Below are 14,514 nucleotides of genomic sequence, written 5' to 3' on the forward strand. Positions count from 1 at the left end.
CGCTCGGTCAGCCGTCGAGCAGGGTCCTGCGCAGCTTCTCGTCCTTCTCGAGGACCATCTCCTCCAGTCCGGCTTGGAACTTCGCCATCGCACTCTGAACGGCCGGATCGGAGGCTCCGAGGATGCGTGCGGCCAGCAGACCCGCGTTCCGGGCGCCGCCGATCGACACCGTCGCGACCGGCACGCCGGCCGGCATCTGCACGATCGACAGCAGTGAGTCCATCCCGTCGAGGTACTTCAGGGGAACGGGCACCCCGATCACCGGCAGCGGTGTGGCCGCCGCGACCATGCCCGGCAGATGAGCGGCGCCACCGGCACCGGCGATGATCACCGAGATACCGCGTCCCGCGGCGTTCTTCGCGTAGTCGAGCATCCGCTGGGGGGTGCGGTGCGCCGAGACCACGCCGACCTCGAACGGTATGCCGAACTCGGCGAGCGCCTCCGCCGCGGCCTGCATCGTCGGCCAGTCGGAGTCACTGCCCATGATGAGGCCGACGCGGGGTGCGGGCACGGTGGCGGGTGCGGTCATCGACGTCTCCAAGGTTCTCGGGGCTGATTCTCAACAGCGTAGGCGAGGCAACCGTGCGCGGTGACGCCGGCTGTCGTCCCCGACGCGGTGTGAATGCGGCTCGAAGCGGGCGGCCGGCGTCTCCGCGGTCACCGGATCTTGCGGCGGTAGAGGCGAATCGCCGCCGCGTAGGCGATGGCGCCGATCCCGATGCACCACGCGAGCGCGGCCACGAGGTCGGCGGTGGCGACGGGCTGCTCGCCGAGCAGCGCGGAGACGGTGTCGACGATGGAGGTCACCGGCTGGTGCTCGGCGAAGACCCGCACCGGGGTGGGCATGGTGTCGGTCGGGACGAACGCGGAGCTGACGAAGGGCAGGAAGATGAGCGGGTACGAGAACCCGGTCGCACCGTCGACGGTCTTGGCGGCCAGTCCCGCGACGACCGCGATCCACGTCACCGACAGCGTGAAGAGGGCGAGGATGCCGGCGACTGCGAGCCAGGCGAGCGGTCCCGCGGACGATCGGAAACCCATCGCCAGTCCGACCGCGATGATGATGACCACCGTGACCGCGTTCGCCGCCATCGAGGTGAGGACGTGGGCCCAGAGGACGGCGGCGCGAGCGATCGGCATCGATCCGAAGCGCTCGAACAGCCCGCTCTGAAGGTCGTTGAACAGGCGCAGTGCCGTGTACGCGACGCCCGATGCGATGGCCATCAGCAGGATTCCGGGAAGCAGGTAGTCGACGTAGCTCGCAGTTCCGGTGCTCGCCTTGATAGCTCCGCCGAAGACGTAGACGAACAGGAGCATCATGGCGATCGGGGTGAGCGCGGTGGTGACGATGGTGTCGACACTGCGCGTGACGTGCTTGAGCGAGCGACCCAGGAGGGCGCCGGTGTCGCTGAGGACGTGTGTGGTCATGACCGGCCTTCGTTCTCGGTGCGGTGTCTGGTGAGCGCGAGGAAGATCTCCTCGAGGGTGGGCTGCTTCTCGACGTACTCGACCTTGGTCGGCGGAAGCAGTCGCTTCAGTTCGGCGAGTGTGCCGTTCGCGATGATCCGGCCGTCGTGCAGCACGGCGGTGCGGTCGGCGTGTTGTTCGGCCTCCTCGAGATACTGGGTGGTCAGGAGGATCGCGGTGCCGCGGCCGGCGAGTTCGCGGACGGTGTCCCACACGTCGATGCGGGCTTCGGGGTCCAGTCCGGTGGTCGGTTCGTCCAGGAAGATGACGGACGGATCACCGATCAGGCTCATGGCGATGTCGAGACGACGCCTCATACCGCCCGAGTACGTGGCGACGGCGCGTCCGCCGGCGTCGGTGAGCCGGAAGCGCTCGAGCAGGCCGTCCGCGACGGCGCCGGGGCCGTGCTCGTGGCGCAGGCGGGCGATGAGCATCAGGTTCTCGCGGCCGGTCAGTACCTCGTCGACGGCGGCGAACTGACCCGTCAGGCTGATCGACCGGCGAACCTCGAGGGGCTCGGTCGCGAGGTCGTGGCCGCCGACGACGGCGGTGCCGGCGTCGGGCCGCGTCAATGTCGAGAGGATGCGGACGAGCGTCGTCTTGCCTGCACCGTTAGCGCCCAGGAGTGCGACGACACTGCCCGCCTCGACGTCGAGGTCGACCCCGCGCAGCACAGAACGGCCGTCATAGGACTTCTCGATTCCGCGGATCCTGATCGCGGGCGGAGCGATGGTCGTGGTCATGACCGTGTTCCTTCGTCTTCGACTGAGCGAGCGCTGTCTGAAACCGAGTGGGCGCGCCGAATCTCGATGTCGCCGTATGACGTTCGCGCGCGAATGGACACATGCTCACCGGTCGACGGGACGGTGGAACCGTCGAGACGGTTGCGCAGCTGTCCTTGAGTGGACGAGAGGTCGAGCCAGGCGGGAACCCCGTCGGCGACGCCGACGACGATCGTCCCGAAGCTGCTCTCCAGGTCGAGAGCGCCGCCGCGCGCCTCACCGACGGTGACGCTTCCGTACGCGGTGCGCGCGGTGACCGACGACGCCGAACCGTCGATGTGCAGGTCGCCGTACGAGAGATTGGCTTCGACGGCGGCGTGCGCCGTGCCGAGGTGGACGCTGCCGTACGACGACTTCAGGGCGGCGTCGCCGGCGACGGTGCCGATCCGGATCTGCCCGTGCCCCGCGACGACCTCGGCCGACCCGTCGACCGTGCCGACGGTGGCGTTGCCGTACGCGGCGTGCAGCCACAGGTCGCCGGTGGCGTCGAGGTCGACGGCACCGACGGACGCCTTCACCCGGGTCGCGGCCAGCCTGCCGGTGGCGCGGACACCTCCCGTGGAACATTCGGCGGTGAATCGCGAGCCCTCCGGGAGTTCGACCGTGATGTCCACCGACTCGGAGGGGCCGAGGAAGCGGAACCTGGGACGCGGTCCGAGGACGGTGATTCGGCGGCCGTCGAACTCGACGGTGGTCGCTGCCGCACCGCGCTGATCGGCGGGTTTGTCCGGGTTACTGGGCGATACGGTCACGACGGCGTCGGGGCGGTCGCTCGCGATGACGTCGATGTGGCCGAGCGGCAGGTTCACGGCGAGATCGACGGGTTCTGGGGTGCGGTAGGTGGGCATGGGAGAGCCTTCCGGAGGGTGCAGTCGACCGAGCCCGTGGTCGAGACGGGATGATGGGGATCGTTCGCGAAGGTGTGGAGAGTGATCAGCGCGCCCAGCCGGCGAAGTCGCCGCCGGTGCGCAACGCGCGTTGCACGGATCGTCGCCGGCGCGGATTCAGGGCTGAGGCGACGGCGCGCACCAGCCAGGTGTTGACCGAGACGCCCTCGGCGGCCGCGGCTTCGTCCACCTGCGCCTTGAGGACATCCGGGAGTCGCAGTGTGGTGCGTGAGCTGGTGGTGTCGTCGAAGTCGACGCCGATCGCGGACTCCGAGTCGGCATCGTCGGTGGTGCGCGGCGTTGCGACGACGAAGTCCACCTCGCGCCCGCGCAGGCGGAGGTCGACCGAACCTGGAACCAGGTCACGAGTGATCTCGCCGGCCGCCGCGGACAGGACATCGAGCAGGGCGAGTCGGATGGTGGCGTCCATACTGTTCGCGAGACGCTCCGCGGCGGCGCGGACGTCGTCGACCCCGTTGTCAGCGGCGTCGGAGAGGTCACGTTCCGCCGCGGCTCCGAACCGGCGCTGAAGGTCGTCGACGTACTGATCGAGGTCCATGACATCAATCATGACACCACGATGGTGTCAATTCAACCCCGTGGCGGTTTAACACCCTCGGTTCACACACCGAGACCGCAGCGTCACGATGGTGTCACCGCGTCCGACTAGCCCGCGTGCGGATCCCAGCCGTCGGTCCACACGGCCGCGCTCATCCACTGGGCGGCGCGCTCGGCCCGTTCGCGGACGTCGTCGACGCCCTCACCCGGACGTCCTACGACATTGACGTGTCCGATCTTGCGATCGGGCCGCTCGCCCTTCCCGTACAGATGGACCTTGGCCTCGGGCATCCGGGCGAACAGATGATGCAGGCGCTCGTCCATCGACATCTGCGGAGCCTCCGGCGCCCCCAGGATGTTGGCCATCACGATCACATCGGCGCGCGCCGCGGTATCGCCGAGCGGATAGTCGAGAACCGCGCGCAGATGCTGTTCGAACTGCGAGGTGACGGCGCCGTCCATGGTCCAGTGACCGCTGTTGTGCGGGCGCATCGCGAGCTCGTTGACCACCAGTTCGCCGTCCGTCGTCTCGAACAGCTCCATCGCCATGGCGCCCACCACGCCCAGTTCCTCGGCCAGCGTGAGCGACATCTGCTGCGCCTGCTGAGCGACATCGGCGTCCAGGCCCGGAGCCGGAGCCAGAACGACGGCGCACTGGCCGTTGCGCTGGACGGTTTCGACGACCGGCCACGCGGCGCCCTGTCCGTACGGCGACCGTGCCACCATCGCCGACAGCTCGCGCACCATCGCCACCTTCTGCTCCGCCATGAGCACGGTGTCGCCCGAGGAGGTGTCGTCGAAGACGCGCAACGCTTCGTCGCGGTTGTCGGTGAGCCACACTCCGCGACCGTCGTAACCTCCTCGGACCGCCTTCAGAACCACCTGCCAGTCGTGCGACTCGCCGAAGGCGATCAGCGCAGAGCGCGCCGCGCCGACCTCGCCCGACAGGTCGACGAAGTCGGGAACCGGGAGGCCCAGTTCCGACAGTTTGGTCCGCATGGCCAGCTTGTCCTGTGCGAAGTGCAGCGCCTTCGACGGCGGACGCACCGCGACGCCCTCGGCCTCGAGCGCTTCGAGGTGAGCGAGCGGAACTCCCTCGTGATCGAAGGTCAGCGCGACCGCCCCTTCGGCGGCGGCGCGGAGGGCGTCGAGATCATCGTGCGAGCCGAGCACCACGTTCGCGCTCACCTGCGCGGCCGGCTCGTCGGCGCTGCCCGCCAGAACCCGCAGGCACTGACCGAGGGCGATGGCCGACTGATGGGTCATTCGGGCCAACTGACCACCGCCGATCATGGTCACGGTGGGCATGCCGCTGGAACGTCGGTCTGGGCTGGAAGTCACCGTTCAATGTTGTCATGCCCGGCCGCGGACACGCGCACCCCGGCCGGTCGGTGACAATTCGGCGGGCCAGATTACGTACACTCGAACCTTGTGCCGACAATTGACGGGGCAGTGAAGCGACTGCCGGAGCCCGTGCGACGGCTGGTGCTCAAGCACAGCGAACTGATCAAGTTCGCGATCGTCGGCGGCACCACATTCGTGGTCGACATGGCGGTCTACTACGCACTCGCCCTCAGTGTTCTCGAATCGAAGCCGACGGTGGCCAAGGTGATCTCCGGCGTGGTCGCCACGATCCTGAGCTATGTCCTCAACCGCGAGTGGGCGTTCAAGAATCGCGGCGGACGCGAGAAGCACCACGAGGCGCTCCTGTTCTTCGCCATCAGCGGCATCGCCGTCCTGATCGCCGCCGCGCCGATCTGGATCGCGAACAACGTCTTCAACATGCGCGAGAACCTGGTCGGCCTCGAACTCGCGATCTTCGACTTCCTGCTCGCCTTCGTGATCGGCAACCTGCTCCAGATGGTCTTCCGGTTCTGGGCGCTGCGGCGGTTCGCCTTCCCCGACGAGCAGCCGCGCGGCGGCGAAGGCGGATCCACCGACGTCAACCCCACGTCCGAGGAACTCAGCGATGAGGAACTCGGACATGCGTGAGCGCCGACCCGTCGCCGTCTGTCCCGTCGCCGTCTGCCCCACCGCCGTCCGCACCGGCACCGCCGCCGGCGTCTGACTCCTCGCCGTAGGACGCACCGCTCGCCGGATGCAGCGGCGCCACCACCGCGAACACCGCGGGCCGCCGCGACACCAGATCGAGCCGACCGCCGTCGGCCTCCACCAGGGCGCGGGCCAGTGACAGACCCAGCCCGTTCCGTCCCCCGCCCGACACACCCCGGCGGAACATCTCCGGTACCACCTCGTCGGGCACGCCGGCGCCGGCGTCCGACACCGTGACGCGGACCATCTCGCGCGATGTCAGCACCCCGACCCGGACGACGCACTCCCCGCCCCCGTGGACCAGTGCGTTGTCGACGAGCACGCTCAGCGCCTCGCGGAGGCGGCCCGGACGACCGTAGGTGTGCGGGACCGGTTCGTCGACCACCATCCGCACCGACCGCCCGGCCGCTCGATACGCGGGCTCGAAATCGCGCACCAGGGTTTGAACGACCGACGTGACGTCGATCGCGACCCCCGCCTTGGGATCCGCACGCGAGGCCGCGATCATCTCGTCCAGTTCGTCGGCGAGCCGTTCCACCTGCGCCAGTCCCGCCTCGGCCTCGGCGACCACTGCCGGATCGCGGTGCAGGGTCAACTCGTCGAGCCGCAGCCCGATCGCGGTGAGCCGGCTGCGCAGCTGGTGGGAGACGTCCCCGATGATCTCGCCCTCGCGCTCGAGCCGCAGGACGATCTCGTCATTGGCGTCAGCCAGCGCCGCCGAGACCCGATCGAGCTCATCGATGCCGTATGCAGGCCAGTCGGAGGAGAAGTCGCCCCGACCCATGGCGGCGGCGCGGCGCGCGACGTCCGACAGCGGCTCCGACAGCCGCCGCGCCGTGAGGACGGCCACCACCGCACCGCCGACGACGGCGACCAGGATCGCCAGCAGCAGGGTCAGCACCGCCAGCAACTGGGTCGGACGGACGTCCTCCTGCGGTATCGCGAGCGTCAGGTCCACGTCGCGGCCGAGATTGACCGACTCCGAAACCGCCGCGCCGTCGAAGACATGGCCGATCTGGCGGATCCCGCGCTGGTAGCCGCCGGGCGCGTCCCGATCGCGAACGCGATAGGTGAGCGTGAGGCGACCGTTCGGCGGCACCAGCAGACGGAACTGTTCGAGATCCAGATCGTGCGGGGATACGGCGCGGCCGGCGGCCTCCTCCGCGAGCACGTGCTCGCTCATGCGTTTGAGCCGCTCGGAGAGGTCCTGGTGAGCGGAGGTGGAGAACCAGTCCCAGGTGATGATGGTCATCGGCACGCCGAACATCACGCCCATCGCCACGAGGGACGCGATCATCATCTTCAGGATTCGACGACGCACACGGCTCCTACGGGTCGAACCGGAAGCCGACACCGCGCACGGTCACGATGTGTCTGCGATTCTTGGGACGGTCGTCGCCGATCTTCCGCCGGATCCAGGAGATGTGCATGTCGAGCGTCTTCGACGACCGCAGATCCGTCGACCCCCACACCGCGTCCATGATCTCGTCGCGCGACACCACTTCGCCCGACCGCTCCATCAGGAAGCGGAGCAGATCGAACTCCCGGTTCGCCAGCGTCAGATCCTCGCCGTCCACCACCACGCGCCGAGCGCGCGGGTCGAGCTGGATGTCGCCGCTGTCGAGGATCTCCTCCCCCTCCACGGCCGTGACGCTGCGCCGCATCAGCGCGCGCACGCGCGCGAGCAACTCGGCCAGGCGGAAGGGCTTGCCGACGTAGTCGTCGGCGCCCGCATCGAGACCGACGACGAAGTCCACCTCGTCCGTGCGAGCGGTCAGCATCAGCACGGGCAGTTGCGGCAGTTCGGAGCGGATCCGGCGGCACACCTCCAGACCGTCCATCCCGGGCAGGCCGAGATCGAGGATGAGCAGTCCGTAGTCGCCGCTGCGCACCTTCTCCAGCGCCTCGGGACCGGTGGCCGCGATCTCGCAGTCGTTGCCCTCCCGGCTCAGCGCTCGGGCCAGCGGCTCGGCGATGGCCGCGTCGTCCTCGGCCAGGAGCACCGCTCGCGACCTCATCATCGGCGCCACTCGTCGACGCGGCCCGTCAGCGCGTCGTCGTCCTCGTCGAGCAGCTCCTGGTAGAGCTGAGCGTGCACCGCCTCCACCTGCGGGATGTCATGGAAGGCGAGCGGCTCGTCGGATGCCGATTCGATCACCAGAGTGCCGGTGCGGAGGATCCGGTCGATCACCCCGTGTCGGAACTCGACGGTGTTGATCCTGCGGATCGGAATGTCGATGCCGGACCTGGTCAGGACGCCGCTGCGGTAGATGACCCGACGGTCGGTGACGACGAAATGAGTGGTCTTCCACGAGATCAGCGGCCGGATGAGGAACCACGCCACGGCCGCCGCCCAGATCGCGACGACGACGGCGGTGACCCACAACGCGGCCCGGTCGGCCATTGCGGACGTCTGGGCGTAACCGACCGCGACTCCCGCGGCAGCGGTCACCGCCCAGAAGATCAGCACCGGCACCAGCAGGCTCTTCCAGTGCGGATGCCGGTGTATGACCACCACCTCGCCGGGCGCAAGGTTCTCGCGCGGGTAACCCATGGCGTTTCACCTTAGTGCCGGATTCTTAGGAGGGCCTGATATCGGCGCTACACTGGGGCGGATCTGGCCTCACGACCGCAGCGATACCGAGCAGCAACAACAGGCAAGGACCATGACGTACAACGATCCGCGCGACCCGAACCACCGTCCGCCTCAGCCGCCGGCGACGCGTGCCTACAGCCGGCCGAACGATTACGGGCAGTACACCGAGGCCGGCGACTACGGCCAGACCGGGTACGACGCCCAGTACAGTCAGCCGCCCGCCACACCCCGCCGCCGCGGCCCGGACATCGACCCGCTGATGTTCTGCGGAGGCGTTCTGATGACCGGAGTGGTCACGGGGCTGGCCGCTTGGCTCGCCGCCTGGGTGATCCGCGCCGTCACCCAGAAGATCAACGAGTCGGGCCGGTTCGGCATCTGGAATCCGCTCGCACAGGACGAGGTGTGGTTCGCCGTCACCGGGTTCGTCGCCGCGATCGTCGCCGGCGCCCTGTGGTACCTGCTGCAGGTGGGTACGCCTGCGCCCAATCAGTTCTACCGATGGATCGTCGGGCTGCTGATCGCCGCCGCGGTGATCCTTCCGCTGCTGCTGTCGGAGCAGATCTCGTCCGGCATCGGCACCGCGGTGCTGCACCTGATCATCGGCTTGCCGGTGCTGACGCTGATCCCGACGATGGGCCGCGCCAGCAGCGACCGCAAACGCAGCTAGAGGTGTCCGGCGCTAGTCGGCGGGCCGCAGATGCGTGACGTCGCCCGCCGAAGCCGTGACCGGACCGTCCGGACCGTCGACGATCACCCGCCCCTCGTCGTCGATGTCGGTGGCGATACCGACCACCTCGACGTCGCCGGGCAGGATCAGCCGGACCCGTGACCCCAGGGTGGCGCTGACGCTGCGATAGTTCTCGGCGAGGACTTCGATGCGGTCGGGCCAGTCCGCGAGCCGCTCGGACAACGCCCGCAGATACGCGGCCGCGACTCGGGTCTGGTCCACCGGCGCGTCGGCGAGGCCGCTGATCGAGGCCGCCGTGTCGGGCGCCGACCCGGCGGGCAGATCCAGGTTCAGTCCGGTGCCGATCACCGCCACGCCCCCGCCGTCGCCGGTGAGCCGGAACTCCGAAAGGATGCCCGACAGCTTGCCGCCACCGGGTGCGAGGACATCGTTGGGCCACTTGAGCTCGAGACCGGTTCCGGTGAGTGCGGAGACGGCGTCGTGGACGGCGAGGCCGGTGAGCAGCGACAACCAGCCGAGGCTGCGAATCGCGTCGGCGTCGACCGCGATGGCAGCCGAGACGGCGAGCTGTCCGGGCGGTGTCTCCCATACCCGCGCATGCCTGCCGCGGCCCGAGGTCTGCCGCGCGGCGATCAAAACAATGCCGTCGACGTCTTCCCCGGCATCGATTCGCGCAATCAGATCGGCATTGGTCGAGCCGGTCTCGGCGATCACCTCCACGGCGCGCCACCGCGTGTCCGACAGCTGTTCGGCGAGGATTTCCTGATCGGGCACGTCGTTGCTCATGTACGAGCACTTTACGGGCCCGCGAGTGAATACACTCACAGCACCGCTTCCGCAGTGATCTCGAATGTGAGGATATTCTCACATTATCGGCGCGGTTGACCTCGCATAGGTGTCGGTCGTTAGCATCGGATCCCATGACGACTGCTTCACGCGACGACGGCGCTGCGCCGGACATCCACACCACGGCGGGCAAGCTCGCCGATCTGCGCAACCGCCTCGCCGAGGCCGAGTTCCCGGTCGGCGAAGCCGCTGCGGAGAAGGTTCACGCCAAGGGCAAACTCACCGCACGCGAGCGCATCACCCACCTCCTCGACGAGGGTTCGTTCGTCGAACTCGACGCGCTGGCGCGTCACCGGTCCACCAACTTCGGGCTCGCCGAGCGGCGCCCGATGGGCGACGGTGTCGTCACCGGCTACGGCACCGTCGACGGCCGCGAGGTGTGCGTCTTCAGCCAGGACGCCGCGGTCTTCGGCGGCAGCCTGGGCGAGGTGTACGGCGAGAAGATCGTCAAGGTCATGGACCTGGCGATCAAGACCGGCCGCCCCCTGATCGGCATCAACGAGGGTGCGGGCGCCCGCATCCAGGAGGGCGTGGTCTCCCTCGCCCTGTACGGCGAGATCTTCGGTCGCAACGTCCGCGCATCCGGCGTCATCCCCCAGATCTCGCTGATCATGGGCCCGAACGCCGGTGGCCACGTGTACTCCCCAGCTCTCACCGACTTCGTGGTCATGGTCGACCAGACCAGCCAGATGTTCGTGACCGGTCCCGACGTCATCAAGACCGTCACCGGTGAGGACGTCACTCAGGAGGACCTGGGCGGCGCGCACACGCACATGACCAAGTCGGGCGTCGCCCATTACGTCGGCCAGGACGAGGAAGACGCCCTCGACTACGTCAAGGAACTGCTGGGTTACCTGCCGAGCAACTGCCGCGCCGAGGCCCCGCGCCTGCCCGCACCGGAGCGCGTCGGCGCCATCGAGGACAATCTCACCGAGGACGATCTCGCGCTCGACACGATCATCCCCGACTCGCCCAACCAGCCGTACGACATGCACAACGTCATCCGGAACATCCTCGACGACGAGGAGTTCCTGGAGGTGCAGGCCGAGCGTGCGATGAACGTCATCGTCGGCTTCGGACGGGTGGACGGCCGCAGCGTCGGCATCGTCGCGAACCAGCCGACCCAGTTCGCCGGCTGTCTCGACATCGACGCCTCGGAGAAGGCGGCGCGCTTCGTGCGCACCTGCGACGCCTTCAACGTTCCGATCGTCACCCTGGTCGACGTCCCCGGCTTCCTGCCCGGCACCGAGCAGGAGTACAACGGCATCATCCGCCGCGGCGCCAAGTTGCTCTACGCCTACGGCGAGGCGACGGTCGGCAAGATCACCGTCATCACCCGCAAGGCCTACGGCGGCGCGTACGACGTCATGGGCTCCAAGCACATGGGCGCCGACGTGAACCTGGCCTGGCCGACCGCTCAGATCGCGGTCATGGGCGCCTCGGGCGCGGTGGGCTTCGTCTACCGCAACCGCCTCAAGGAGGCGCAGGCGAACGGCGAGGACGTCGACGCACTGCGCCTGGAACTGCAGCAGGAGTACGAGGACACCCTGGTGAACCCGTACGTCGCGGCTGAGCGCGGCTATGTCGACGCGGTGATCCCGCCGAGCCACACCCGGGGCCAGATCGCGAATGCCCTGAAGCTGCTGGAGCGCAAGATGGTGCAGCTGCCGCCGAAGAAGCACGGCAACATCCCGCTGTAGTCCGCTCCCCGATCCAGAAAGGCGACGACATGAGTGACGACGTCACCTCGGCGGGCAGCCAAGAGCAGCCCGCCCGCCCGTTCCTGACCATCGTCGACGGCAAGCCCACCGACGCGGAACTGGCCGCCCTGGTCGGTGTCTTCGCCGCGGCGAGCGGCGGCACCGCCGACACCGGACCGCAGATCCGGAACGACTGGGGCCGCCCCGTCGACATGTTCCGGGTGAACTGGGGCCAGCCCGGCAGCTTCACCAACCGCGGCGGCTGGTGAGCCCCGCACACCGTTCCACCGCGACGACCGTCGTCCTCGGTTCGGCCTCGCCCGCACGCCTGCGCGTGCTGCGAGACGCCGGACTGCGGCCGGCGGTCGTCGTGTCAGACGTGGACGAGGACGCCCTGCTCGACGAGCTGGCGGGCGCCCCGCCCGCGCAGATCGTCACCCGGCTGGCCGAGGCGAAGGCCGACGCGGTGGTCGCCGCCGTCCTCGGTGACGGCGCACCGCAGGCGGCGGGTGCGGCGACCGACGGCGTGGTCGTGACCTGCGATTCGATGCTGCTCACCGGCGGGTCGCTCGCGGGCAAACCGCACACTGCGGCGGCCGCCGCCGAGCGGTGGAGACGGATGCGCGGGACCACCGGTCATCTCATCACCGGACACTGCGTGCGGCGCCTGCGTGACGGCGAGGTCGTCGCGTCCGCCAGTCACAGTCAGTCGACGGCGATCTTCTTCTCCGACGTCTCCGACGAGGTCATCGAACGCTACGCGGCGACCGGCGAGCCGCTCGAGGTCGCGGGCGCGTTCACTCTCGACGGGATCGGCGGCTGGCTGATCGACGGCATCGACGGCGACCCGTCGTCGGTGATCGGCATCAGCCTGCCGCTGGTCCGGCGCCTGCTGACGCAGGTCGGCGTCGACGTCGCCGACCTGTGGTCCGCCGAGCGCTGAGACCTCACTGCCGGAGTACGGCGGGCCAGTACGCCTTGAGGCAGTCGCCGGGCTGTCCCTGCCGTCTGAGGTTGTCGGTGAATCCGCGCCAGAGGGCCCGCGCCCGCGCTACGGAGGTTCCGTGGCCCTGCCCGGGCGCGGCGTCGCCGACACTGACGATCAGCGCTGCGGCCTGCAGCATCGACGTGAATGACAGGTCTTTGCGCTCGAAGACGGTGGCCGCCCAGTTGCCCGCGAAACAGTCGGCGATCAACTCGCGGTCGTCTCCGGGCGGCCCGGCCGCGTCGCCCATGCCGTACGCCTTCGCGAGGCGGTACACGACGTTGTGGCCGTATTCGTGGGCCATGATGGTGGCCGCGGTGAAGTCACCGAGCATGATGCCGGACGAGCCCATGAGCTTGCCGTTCCAGATGTCGGCGAAGGTCTGCACGGGCAGGATCACCGACCCCTGCCTGTCGGTGCCGCCGCCGTCCGGCCGGCGGTCGAGCGGGCAGAAGAAGGCGTTCGGGAAATCGCTCGGGATTCCGTCGGGCAGTTCACCCGAGTCCAGGCACGCGCTGTGGAAGGCATCGCCCGGGGCGATCAGCACCCGGCCCGCCGTCGACCCCTCGATCGCCAACTGGGCGAACCAGTCCTGCCACACCGAGTCCAAGTCGTCGAGCACCGCCGACATGTACGCCGGGACCGCGGTCGACTGATTCGTCTCGTCGACCCCGGAGGCCGCCAGCCGCTCAGCCGAGACGGCGGCCAGTTCCGGACACCGAGCGGCCGAACAGTGCGCGGGTGGCGTGGGCGCCGCGCGATGCGCCGTTCCGTCCACCCCGCATGCGCTCATCGTCAGCGCGGCCACGACCGCCAGGGCCGTACCCACCACTGTCCGGAGCCCGCGCCCCGATCCCCTTCTCGGCATGACGGGAACGCTAACACCGTCGCCCCCGGCGACGTGCCCGACGTCATTCGGACGATTGCGCAGGCCGGACCGCGGATCGGAACGAACTTGAGACCGGTCCGGCGAAACGCCTCGGCGCGGTCGTCCGTATGCTTGTATCCGCGGCCGGTTCCGGTCGCCTCCGACATCAGCAGAGGCGGGAGACCCTCAGTGACTGTGGAATTCGATCCGAATCCGGCTTTCTCCGCATACGCACATCCGGAGCGCTTGGTGACGACCGAGTGGTTGTCCGCGCACCTCGGCGCGCCCGGATTGAAGATCATCGAGTCGGACGAGGACGTGCTCCTCTACGACATCGGCCACATTCCCACCGCCCAGAAGGTGGACTGGCACCTTCACCTCAACGATCCGGTCACCCGCGACTACATCAACGGCGAGCAGTTCGCGAAGCTGATGAGCGAGAAGGGGATCTCCCGCGACGACACGGTCGTGATCTACGGAGACAAGAGCAACTGGTGGGCCGCGTACGCCCTCTGGGTCTTCACGCTCTTCGGCCATGAGGACGTCCGGCTCCTCGACGGCGGCCGCGACGCGTGGATGGACGAACAGCGCGAGACCTCCTTCGACGTCCCGGTCTACCGCCCGACCGACTATCCGGTCGTGGAGCGCGACGACTCCAAGATCCGCGCCTTCGCCGAGGACGTGCTGTCCGAGATCGGTTCGACTCCGCTGATCGACGTGCGCTCGCCGCAGGAGTACACGGGCGAACGCACGCACATGCCCGATTACCCGCAGGAGGGTGCGCTGCGCGGCGGTCACATCCCCACCGCCGTCTCGATCCCGTGGGCCAAGGCCGCCGCCCCCGACAGCCGGTTCCGCAGCCGGGCCGAATTGGAAGACGTGTACGCCGGTCTCGACCCGGCCACCCCGACCATCGCGTACTGCCGGATCGGCGAGCGGTCGAGCCACACCTGGTTCGTGCTGACCCATCTTCTCGGCTTCGAGAACGTCCGCAACTACGACGGCTCCTGGACCGAATGGGGCAACCGCGTCCGGGTTCCGATCGCCGTCGGCGACGAGCCGGGCACGGGCGTCGCCGACTGACG

General features: G+C 68.8%; 17 protein-coding genes. 6 read left to right on the top strand and 11 right to left on the bottom strand.

Features of this window, described 5'->3' with window-relative positions:
* Positions 1–7: 7 nt before the first annotated feature.
* The 6 genes from purE to ACE11G_RS12045 form a co-directional block, all read right to left on the bottom strand.
* A complete protein-coding gene (purE, locus tag ACE11G_RS12020) occupies positions 8–529 on the bottom strand; it encodes a 5-(carboxyamino)imidazole ribonucleotide mutase (RefSeq protein ID WP_062367546.1) in 522 nt (173 codons plus the stop codon).
* Positions 530–657: 128 nt separating this feature from the next.
* Positions 658–1,428, bottom strand: coding sequence for an ABC transporter permease (locus ACE11G_RS12025; protein ID WP_375002302.1), 771 nt, complete (start codon positions 1,426–1,428; stop codon positions 658–660).
* On the bottom strand, positions 1,425–2,210 hold the full coding sequence (locus ACE11G_RS12030; protein WP_278126806.1) for an ABC transporter ATP-binding protein: 786 nt from the start codon (positions 2,208–2,210) through the stop codon (positions 1,425–1,427). The genes ACE11G_RS12025 and ACE11G_RS12030 overlap by 4 nt, the downstream gene beginning before the upstream one ends.
* Entirely contained in the window at positions 2,207–3,097 is an 891-nt protein-coding gene (locus ACE11G_RS12035) for a DUF4097 domain-containing protein (protein ID WP_375002304.1), read from the bottom strand. Before ACE11G_RS12035 ends, ACE11G_RS12030 begins: the two co-directional genes overlap by 4 nt.
* Before the next feature lie 85 nt (positions 3,098–3,182).
* Positions 3,183–3,707 carry a toxin-antitoxin system HicB family antitoxin gene (locus ACE11G_RS12040; protein ID WP_231650230.1) on the bottom strand — a complete coding sequence of 175 codons (525 nt, stop codon included), beginning with the start codon at positions 3,705–3,707 and terminating at the stop codon, positions 3,183–3,185.
* A 95-nt stretch (positions 3,708–3,802) separates the two neighbouring features.
* Positions 3,803–5,035 carry a 5-(carboxyamino)imidazole ribonucleotide synthase gene (locus ACE11G_RS12045; RefSeq protein ID WP_278126801.1) on the bottom strand — a complete coding sequence of 411 codons (1,233 nt, stop codon included), beginning with the start codon at positions 5,033–5,035 and terminating at the stop codon, positions 3,803–3,805.
* Between the two features lie 90 nt (positions 5,036–5,125).
* On the opposite strand from ACE11G_RS12045, the gene ACE11G_RS12050 reads away from it, so the two are divergent.
* On the top strand, positions 5,126–5,686 hold the full coding sequence (locus ACE11G_RS12050) for a GtrA family protein (protein WP_045538607.1): 561 nt from the start codon (positions 5,126–5,128) through the stop codon (positions 5,684–5,686).
* Here ACE11G_RS12050 and ACE11G_RS12055 read toward each other — a convergent pair.
* The 3 genes from ACE11G_RS12055 to ACE11G_RS12065 are packed head-to-tail and all read right to left on the bottom strand — an operon-like array spanning position 5,658 to position 8,300.
* On the bottom strand, positions 5,658–7,067 hold the full coding sequence (locus ACE11G_RS12055) for an ATP-binding protein (RefSeq protein WP_375002307.1): 1,410 nt from the start codon (positions 7,065–7,067) through the stop codon (positions 5,658–5,660). The two genes, ACE11G_RS12050 and ACE11G_RS12055, sit on opposite strands and share 29 nt — an antisense overlap.
* 7 nt (positions 7,068–7,074) lie before the next feature.
* Positions 7,075–7,767 carry a response regulator transcription factor gene (locus ACE11G_RS12060; protein WP_197078082.1) on the bottom strand — a complete coding sequence of 231 codons (693 nt, stop codon included), beginning with the start codon at positions 7,765–7,767 and terminating at the stop codon, positions 7,075–7,077.
* A complete protein-coding gene (locus tag ACE11G_RS12065; RefSeq protein ID WP_006896475.1) occupies positions 7,764–8,300 on the bottom strand; it encodes a PH domain-containing protein in 537 nt (178 codons plus the stop codon). Before ACE11G_RS12065 ends, ACE11G_RS12060 begins: the two co-directional genes overlap by 4 nt.
* 112 nt (positions 8,301–8,412) lie before the next feature.
* Between ACE11G_RS12065 and ACE11G_RS12070 the strand changes: the two genes are divergently transcribed.
* Positions 8,413–9,009 carry a hypothetical protein gene (locus ACE11G_RS12070; RefSeq protein WP_006896476.1) on the top strand — a complete coding sequence of 199 codons (597 nt, stop codon included), beginning with the start codon at positions 8,413–8,415 and terminating at the stop codon, positions 9,007–9,009.
* A gap of 12 nt (positions 9,010–9,021) precedes the next feature.
* On the opposite strand, the gene ACE11G_RS12075 is transcribed toward ACE11G_RS12070, so the two are convergent.
* Complete coding sequence (locus ACE11G_RS12075) at positions 9,022–9,816, bottom strand: biotin--[acetyl-CoA-carboxylase] ligase (protein WP_375002311.1); 795 nt, start codon at positions 9,814–9,816, stop codon at positions 9,022–9,024.
* A gap of 134 nt (positions 9,817–9,950) precedes the next feature.
* Between ACE11G_RS12075 and ACE11G_RS12080 the strand changes: the two genes are divergently transcribed.
* Genes ACE11G_RS12080 through ACE11G_RS12090 form a run of 3 tightly spaced genes read left to right on the top strand, consistent with a single transcriptional unit; the run spans position 9,951 to position 12,519 of the window.
* Entirely contained in the window at positions 9,951–11,576 is a 1,626-nt protein-coding gene (locus ACE11G_RS12080) for an acyl-CoA carboxylase subunit beta (RefSeq protein WP_062367543.1), read from the top strand.
* A gap of 29 nt (positions 11,577–11,605) precedes the next feature.
* Positions 11,606–11,845: an acyl-CoA carboxylase subunit epsilon gene (locus tag ACE11G_RS12085; RefSeq protein ID WP_006896479.1), complete on the top strand. Its 240-nt coding sequence runs from the start codon at positions 11,606–11,608 to the stop codon at positions 11,843–11,845.
* Complete coding sequence (locus tag ACE11G_RS12090; protein ID WP_346075777.1) at positions 11,842–12,519, top strand: nucleoside triphosphate pyrophosphatase; 678 nt, start codon at positions 11,842–11,844, stop codon at positions 12,517–12,519. The genes ACE11G_RS12085 and ACE11G_RS12090 overlap by 4 nt, the downstream gene beginning before the upstream one ends.
* 4 nt (positions 12,520–12,523) lie before the next feature.
* On the opposite strand, the gene ACE11G_RS12095 is transcribed toward ACE11G_RS12090, so the two are convergent.
* Positions 12,524–13,429, bottom strand: a complete 906-nt coding sequence (locus tag ACE11G_RS12095) for a neutral zinc metallopeptidase (RefSeq protein ID WP_346075779.1) — start codon at positions 13,427–13,429, stop codon at positions 12,524–12,526.
* Between the two features lie 189 nt (positions 13,430–13,618).
* Between ACE11G_RS12095 and ACE11G_RS12100 the strand changes: the two genes are divergently transcribed.
* Positions 13,619–14,512 (top strand): sulfurtransferase, encoded by an 894-nt coding sequence (locus tag ACE11G_RS12100; protein WP_006896482.1) that lies wholly within the window; start codon positions 13,619–13,621, stop codon positions 14,510–14,512.
* Positions 14,513–14,514: the final 2 nt, after the last annotated feature.

It is taken from the genome of Gordonia sp. PS3 (genome assembly GCF_041950545.1).
GTDB lineage: Bacteria > Actinomycetota > Actinomycetes > Mycobacteriales > Mycobacteriaceae > Gordonia > Gordonia sihwensis.

Excerpts from the sequence above, each read along its gene's own strand:
- ACE11G_RS12035 (WP_375002304.1), bottom strand. The coding sequence starts at position 3,097 with ATGCCCACCTACCGCACCCCAGAACCCGTCGATCTCGCCGTGAACCTG.
- ACE11G_RS12080 (WP_062367543.1), top strand. The coding sequence starts at position 9,951 with ATGACGACTGCTTCACGCGACGACGGCGCTGCGCCGGACATCCACACC.
- ACE11G_RS12060 (WP_197078082.1), bottom strand. The coding sequence starts at position 7,767 with ATGATGAGGTCGCGAGCGGTGCTCCTGGCCGAGGACGACGCGGCCATC.
- ACE11G_RS12030 (WP_278126806.1), bottom strand. The coding sequence starts at position 2,210 with ATGACCACGACCATCGCTCCGCCCGCGATCAGGATCCGCGGAATCGAG.
- ACE11G_RS12040 (WP_231650230.1), bottom strand. The coding sequence starts at position 3,707 with ATGATTGATGTCATGGACCTCGATCAGTACGTCGACGACCTTCAGCGC.
- purE (WP_062367546.1), bottom strand. The coding sequence starts at position 529 with ATGACCGCACCCGCCACCGTGCCCGCACCCCGCGTCGGCCTCATCATG.
- ACE11G_RS12085 (WP_006896479.1), top strand. The coding sequence starts at position 11,606 with ATGAGTGACGACGTCACCTCGGCGGGCAGCCAAGAGCAGCCCGCCCGC.
- ACE11G_RS12070 (WP_006896476.1), top strand. The coding sequence starts at position 8,413 with ATGACGTACAACGATCCGCGCGACCCGAACCACCGTCCGCCTCAGCCG.
- ACE11G_RS12065 (WP_006896475.1), bottom strand. The coding sequence starts at position 8,300 with ATGGGTTACCCGCGCGAGAACCTTGCGCCCGGCGAGGTGGTGGTCATA.
- ACE11G_RS12025 (WP_375002302.1), bottom strand. The coding sequence starts at position 1,428 with ATGACCACACACGTCCTCAGCGACACCGGCGCCCTCCTGGGTCGCTCG.
- ACE11G_RS12075 (WP_375002311.1), bottom strand. The coding sequence starts at position 9,816 with ATGAGCAACGACGTGCCCGATCAGGAAATCCTCGCCGAACAGCTGTCG.
- ACE11G_RS12095 (WP_346075779.1), bottom strand. The coding sequence starts at position 13,429 with ATGCCGAGAAGGGGATCGGGGCGCGGGCTCCGGACAGTGGTGGGTACG.